General features: G+C 65.0%; 5 protein-coding genes and 1 rRNA gene. 5 read left to right on the top strand and 1 reads right to left on the bottom strand.

Going from position 1 to position 6,000, the window contains the following annotated elements; genetic code table 11:
- Positions 1–96 (top strand): 5S ribosomal RNA (gene rrf, locus AC5RUU_RS15575); the annotation flags it as partial.
- Positions 97–285: 189 nt separating this feature from the next.
- Here rrf and AC5RUU_RS15570 read toward each other — a convergent pair.
- Positions 286–1,845 (bottom strand): serine hydrolase domain-containing protein, encoded by a 1,560-nt coding sequence (locus tag AC5RUU_RS15570; protein ID WP_493976098.1) that lies wholly within the window; start codon positions 1,843–1,845, stop codon positions 286–288.
- Between the two features lie 369 nt (positions 1,846–2,214).
- Here AC5RUU_RS15570 and AC5RUU_RS15565 point away from each other — a divergent pair, with 369 nt between their 5' ends.
- The 4 genes from AC5RUU_RS15565 to AC5RUU_RS15550 all read left to right on the top strand — a co-directional run bounded on the left by AC5RUU_RS15565 (position 2,215) and on the right by AC5RUU_RS15550 (position 5,367).
- On the top strand, positions 2,215–3,579 hold the full coding sequence (locus AC5RUU_RS15565) for a GmrSD restriction endonuclease domain-containing protein (protein ID WP_493976108.1): 1,365 nt from the start codon (positions 2,215–2,217) through the stop codon (positions 3,577–3,579).
- Positions 3,580–3,681: 102 nt separating this feature from the next.
- Positions 3,682–4,377 carry an excalibur calcium-binding domain-containing protein gene (locus AC5RUU_RS15560; RefSeq protein ID WP_493976097.1) on the top strand — a complete coding sequence of 232 codons (696 nt, stop codon included), beginning with the start codon at positions 3,682–3,684 and terminating at the stop codon, positions 4,375–4,377.
- A 209-nt stretch (positions 4,378–4,586) separates the two neighbouring features.
- On the top strand, positions 4,587–4,913 hold the full coding sequence (locus AC5RUU_RS15555; protein ID WP_493976096.1) for a hypothetical protein: 327 nt from the start codon (positions 4,587–4,589) through the stop codon (positions 4,911–4,913).
- Positions 4,914–5,148: 235 nt separating this feature from the next.
- Positions 5,149–5,367, top strand: coding sequence for a hypothetical protein (locus tag AC5RUU_RS15550; RefSeq protein ID WP_493976095.1), 219 nt, complete (start codon positions 5,149–5,151; stop codon positions 5,365–5,367).
- The last annotated feature ends 633 nt before the right edge of the window (positions 5,368–6,000 follow it).

Below are 6,000 nucleotides of genomic sequence, written 5' to 3'. Positions count from 1 at the left end.
GAAACGCCCGGTCCCATTCCGAACCCGGAAGCTAAGACCCACAGCGCCGATGGTACTGCACCCGGGAGGGTGTGGGAGAGTAGGACACCGCCGGACACAACATCACGGTCGAGGCCCCAACCACACGGTTGGGGCCTCCCACATTTAAAAACAAACCCCCAACACCGGCGGGAAACCCACACCCCCGCCCAACGCGAGAAAGCGTCCAGGGGAAGGGGCGGCACATGTGTTTGTGGACGTGGGAAGCCCGGCCGTCCTTTTGGGCGGCCTCACTGCAGGCAGCTGTCAACGGGCGGGCCGGAGCCGCGCGAGCCACCAGAGCGTCCGCGGGATCGGACAGAGGATGGCCAGGGCGAGGGCCGGCACCAGGAAGAGTCCGACGTCGGGAAACTGGCGGATGACCACGAACAACTGCGTGTCGAACCTGGCCGGGGCGTAGCCGAGGCACAGCCACATGACGAAGGCGTCCAGGGTAAGTGCTGCAGCGGCGTACGCAGACAACATCCGGCGCCTGCCAGCGGGACGCGGACGGAATAGGAACCGCACTGCCAGCCACAGGCTCAGCAGCTCGGCGAGCAGCAGCCCCAGGGCAACTGCCCAGCTGTACCGCTGGAGCCAGTCCTCCTGGACAACCGCGCGTACCGGGTCCCGGCCGTGGAGGATCCGCAGGACATTGCTGTCGATCGCCTTCAGCCGCGACGGGGCAGCGGCATCGTTCGCGTTGATCACCAGCGCAACGCCCAAACCGGACGACGGAACCATGCCCAAATAGGTGTGGCTGTTACCCCATTCGCCCTGATGCTCCACCAGCCGGGGCAGTGACTCCTCCGGCACCGGCGGAGCGGCTGAATCGGCGGATTCCACCAGCGGCCGGGTGAACCAGCCCATGGCGTACTCCTTGGACCCATCCACCAGGACCTTGGGCTCTAACATCGCCTCCACGCTCTCGGGCCGGAGGACGCGCGCAGTACCGTAGCCGCCGCCGTCGAGCAGTGCGGTCAGCTCATGGCCCAGGTCCTCGGCCGAGGCGTACAGGGTTGACGAAGGCATTCCGGACGTGGGGGCAGGCACGTCCGTCTGGCGCCAGAACGAGCCGAACCAACGGGAGTAGCCGGCGGCGGCCTTGTCGGCCAGGGCCGAGGCGCGGGTGGGGTGGCTGTGCGCCATGTCCAGCGGCCCGAAGACGTGTTCCTCCATGTACTCCCCGAACGGCTGCCCGGCGACGGTCTGCACCAGCAGGCCCAGGATGTTGTAGTTGGCGCTGGCGTAGTGGAAGGCCTCGCCCGGCGTACCGGCCAAAGGCGCATCTGCCAGGGCGCGGACCTCTTCTTCCAGAGCCTCCGGGGCCTGCGCATCAGAGGCTTCGAAGGCCGTGTCCCCGGATCCCATGCCACTCGCTTGGTGCAGCAGGTGCCGCACGGTGATGGACGAGGAGCGGCTGTCATCAAGCGTGAACCAGGGCAGGTAGGCCTGCACCGGTTCATCGAGCCGCAGCCGGCCGGCCTCCACCTGCTGCATCACGGCGATCGCCGTCAGCGACTTGCTGGTGGAGGCGAGCAGGACCGGCGTCTGGACCGTCATCAGCCGGCCAGACTCATCGGCGTGGCCGAATGCGGCCGCGTGCACCTGCGCGCCATCCCGCACGACGGCGACGGCAACGCCCGGGATTCCGAGGATGTCGAGCTGCTCCCGGAGGAAGGCGTCCAGCGTCTCATAGGTCTGCTCCGAATTGGCAGGTGCAGCAGACTGGGAAGCGGCAGGGGCTGCTGAAGGCGTGGCACCGGCGAGAAGGCCAGCGGCCAGTAAGCACACCAGGAAACACCGCAACAAGGAAATCTTCCGCATGCCTGCACCTGCACTTCGGCGGCTTTTCCATTCACGGTATGGCGCGGGAAAGGGCAAGACAAGCCTCGGCCTTTGGGACTGCACAGGAAGTACGACGGCGGCCAGCGCCTCCGGGCGGCGAATTCAGGCAGCAGGGTCTCACCCCATAAAGGTGTTGCCGCATATCCGCCAATTATTAAGCCCTGAAGTTCCAGTACGACAAACAGTCTCAAGATCGGCTCAAGAGCTGCTCAATCTTCAGCGAGGTAAACCGGCGGGACCGAATTCTCTCCCGTCTGGCTAATAGGCTCATCGACAACAAGTTTTGTCGAGTTAAGCAGCAGCCCGGCAATTGCCGGGCCCTTTTCGGGCTCAATCAATGGGGAAATGATGTCCGAATACGAGACCCTTTTGGGTCCATCTCAGTCTGCGCCGGCGCCGAAACCGCCGCGAAGGCCGCTCGCCTCCACAATCACCGTGGGAGCCGTCACCGCACTGTTCGTGCTCGCTGGGGCCCTCAGCAGCGGAATTGGCGGCGCGCTGGTTTTTCTGGCCATCTCGGCCGGACTCACAGGTTTGTACGTCCTGCTGACCGGGCGCCGCTCCTGGGCCTGGCTGCCTGCGAAACGCAAGGCCGGCGCCGTCGCACTTGCAACGTCCCTCGCCCTCTTCATTGCCGGTGGTCTCGCCCTGCCGCGCGTCCCTACCGCGGACCTTGAGGCGGCCGCTTCAGACAGCACCGCTTCGGCTGCCTCCGCCAAAGCGAGCCCAACCGCCACAGCCAAGGCGACGCCGTCGTCCGCTCCCACTGCGGCCGAGACGGGCGCCCCGCTGGATCCCGAGACGCCGTCCCTGGTTGCGCAGGGCGTGTCCGTCACCCCGCCGAATGAGCAGCCCGCGTTCGCTACCAAGGCAATCGACCTGCTGGCCACCCTTCCCATCAAAGGCAGGGCACCGAAGACGGGATATGACCGGGCGCTGTTTGGGCAGGCGTGGGCGGACGTGGACCGTAACGGCTGCGACACGCGGAACGACACCCTCAAGCGTGACCTCACGGGCGTGGCGTACGTGAACAGCGTCCCGTGCAAGGTGAAGTCGGGGATGCTCGCCGATCCGTACACGGGCACGAGCATCAGCTTCCTGCGCGGGCAGACCACCAGCAGTGCTGTCCAGATCGACCACGTAGTCGCTCTCAGCGATGCATGGCAGAAGGGCGCCCAGCAGCTGACCACGGAACAGCGGACGGCGTTCGCGAACGATCCGTTGAACCTCCAGGCGACGGACGGCCCCACCAACATGAAGAAGGGCGACGGCGACGCCGCCACCTGGCTGCCGCCGAACAAGGGCTTCCGCTGCGAGTACGTCGCCCGCCAGGTTTCCGTGAAGGCGACATACGGGCTGTGGGTGACCCAGGCGGAGCACGATGCCATCGCCAGGATCCTCGCCGACTGCAGCGGACAGCTGGCGCCGACGAACGCGCAGGCTCCCGCCCCTTCGCCGGCGCCGGTCGTGGCCGAGCCTGCACCGGCGGCCGTCGCGCCTGCACCTGTCGCCGCGGCTCCTGCACCGGTTGCACCGGCCCCCGCCCCGGCGCCTGCTCCGGCTCCCGTGGCACCGGCTCCCGCCGCGCCGGCTACCGCTTATTTCGCCAACTGTGCCGCTGCCAGGGCTGCCGGCGCCGCTCCGTTGTACGCCGGTCAGACCGGCTACCGGGCCGGGTTGGACCGCGACCAGGACGGCGTTGCCTGTGAGTAGCCGGCTCAGCGTTTTCGGGTCTCGCAGGCCCCAACTGCATCAACATCACAAACCGCCCCAGGGGGAAAAATGAGAGAAAATGCAATTGCTGCAGCTCGCCGTGTGAAGAAGACTCTGGCCTTGGTTGTGCTGGCCGGGGTAACGCTGACCGGATGTAGCGGCCAGCAGGCGGCAACGGAACCCGCAGCCGCTGCTACGGCTGTGGCGACAGCGGAAGACAATGTTACGGTTCCCGGCGTGGTGGACCTGACGCTGGATAAAGCGACGGATCAGCTGGAAGATCTCGGGTTCGAGGTCGAGGCGGTGGACGCCGTTGACGGCAAGGCGATCATGATAGCGAAGAACTGGCAGGTGATTTCCCAGGACCCCACGGAGGGTGCCCTGGCGGCAAAGGGGTCCACCGTCCACCTCGGCGTCAAGTCGCTTGAGAAGGTAGCGGCAGAAAAGGCTGCCGCAGAGAAAGCGGCTGCAGATAAGGCAGCAGCTGAGCTTGCAGCGGTGGAGAAAGCAGCAGCTGAGAAAGCTGCTGCGGAGCAGGTGGCTGCAGCACAGGCCGCTGCCGATCAAGCCGCAAGGGATGCCGCAGCCCGCCAGGCTGCCGAACAGGCAGCTGCGCAACAGGCGGCAAAGCAGGCACCCGCTCCGGCACCGGCTCCTGCAGCTCCCGCTCCGGCGGCTGTCTACTACGCGAACTGCGCCGCTGCACGAGCGGCCGGGGCTGCACCCGTCTATTCTGGTTCACCCGGTTATGGAACGCATCTCGACAGGGATCGGGACGGTATCGGCTGCGATAAGTAAGCCAATGTGAATGCCGTGGATGCCTTTGAAGGTATCCACGGCATTCCTGTTTAAAGCTCGTTCCGGACAACCGCTCCCTGCGCCACCACAACCCGCACCTGCTCAAGAGCGGAAGCACGCCCACAATAGGCGGGCCGCGTGCATGGTTGCCGGTTATATGGGTGCCAAAGGGCTACCGCCCGCCGGGCGCTGCTTTTAGGGTGGGAGCCATGGCTGATACTTTCGCGTCCCTGATTGAGTCATTCAAGAACATCGGCGTCTCCAGGGCCTATGGTTCCCCGGTCCAGCTCGGAGGGGAGGAAGTCATTCCGGTGGCCCTGGTTTCCTTCGGGTTCGGTGGCGGCGGCGAGGCCGGGCAGGAGGGCGCGTCCGGCGGCGGAGGAGGCGGCATGGTGCTGCCGCTGGGCGTCTACCGGAATGTCGGCGGGCAGGTGGCGTTCCGGCCCAACACCGTCGTTGCCCTGGTGTGTTTGGTGCCTCTCATCACCGCACTGGGCGGTGCCGTCCGCAAAGCCATCCGGGCGTCCAAAGCCTAGGAAGCCGCCTTCCCTCGCTGCAGCTCTCATACCCTGGAAAAGAGGGGGAGCCAGGCGGAAAAGGGGGGTCTGTGACCCTTGTTCCCCCTGGTTCCGGTTGGTAGCTTTTGCGTGACGGGCGCGCCCACAGCACGGCTTGGCCCGTACTGCAGGGATTTTGCTGGGAATCCAGTTCACACCCCGCCTCGCTTGATCGGCGGTCCAGCTACCCCTCGTGTCCCATCCAGGAGACAAAGTGTTCAAGCGCATTTTGACGATCCTCGCCACCGTTTTCACGGCAGCTTTCCTCTTCGCAGGGTCCAGCGGACAGGCCACCACCCATGAATCGGGGGCCACAGCCCCCACCACCTACGCCGACTGCCCACTCGAAAGGATCGGCACGCAGCTGGTGCGCTGCGACAATCTCACCGGGAGCGGAGTGGCGGCACCTTTGTGGATACCGGAACAGGAATAGGCACTGCGAAGGAACAAGACCGCACCGTTCTGGAAATGTGTCCGCTGCCGTCCGGCGCCGGTGATGCAGGCGCGCCCATTCGAGGTCAATAAGCAGCAGTGACGATTCAGGCAATTAGTTGGGGTGGACCTGGAGTTTTGAGCCAGCCGATGCTTGCGGAGCTGATGAATATGAAGGCAACAAGAGCGACAGTAGTCACGACCGACACTGAAGTCCGCGCACGTCCCCGTATCAGGAGAGGTAGCACGGTCAGGACCACGGGGATAAGCACCGGCACGAAGATAGACGGGCCGGTTACCTCAAACAGGGTCTGATGGTTCACCTGCCCTAGCCCAGCAGGCGTCACTTTTGCCTGGCTGTACACGGGAACCAGTAAGAGCACCAAGGAAGCAACTAGCGCGAGTGAGCTGGCAAGGACTTGGCTAACATTCGTGGCGTCCCGATGCCGTTCCATCTGTCTCCCCGAACCAAGCTGTACCAGTCAACGAAAGCACCCTTCAAGAGATCCCACTAGAGGAGAGGGACCGCCAACAGCCTGCCTGCAGCCTGGAAACACTGAACCCTTCACTGGGAGTTCCGACAATGACCCCTGGCTGAGTCATTTCCTGTTGCGGACCAGGACCTGAGTTCAGG

The sequence above is a fragment of the Arthrobacter sp. K4-10C genome, from assembly GCF_059090085.1.
The sequence above is the reverse complement of the archived record's forward strand: the minus strand, read 5'-3'. Positions and strand labels throughout refer to the sequence as shown.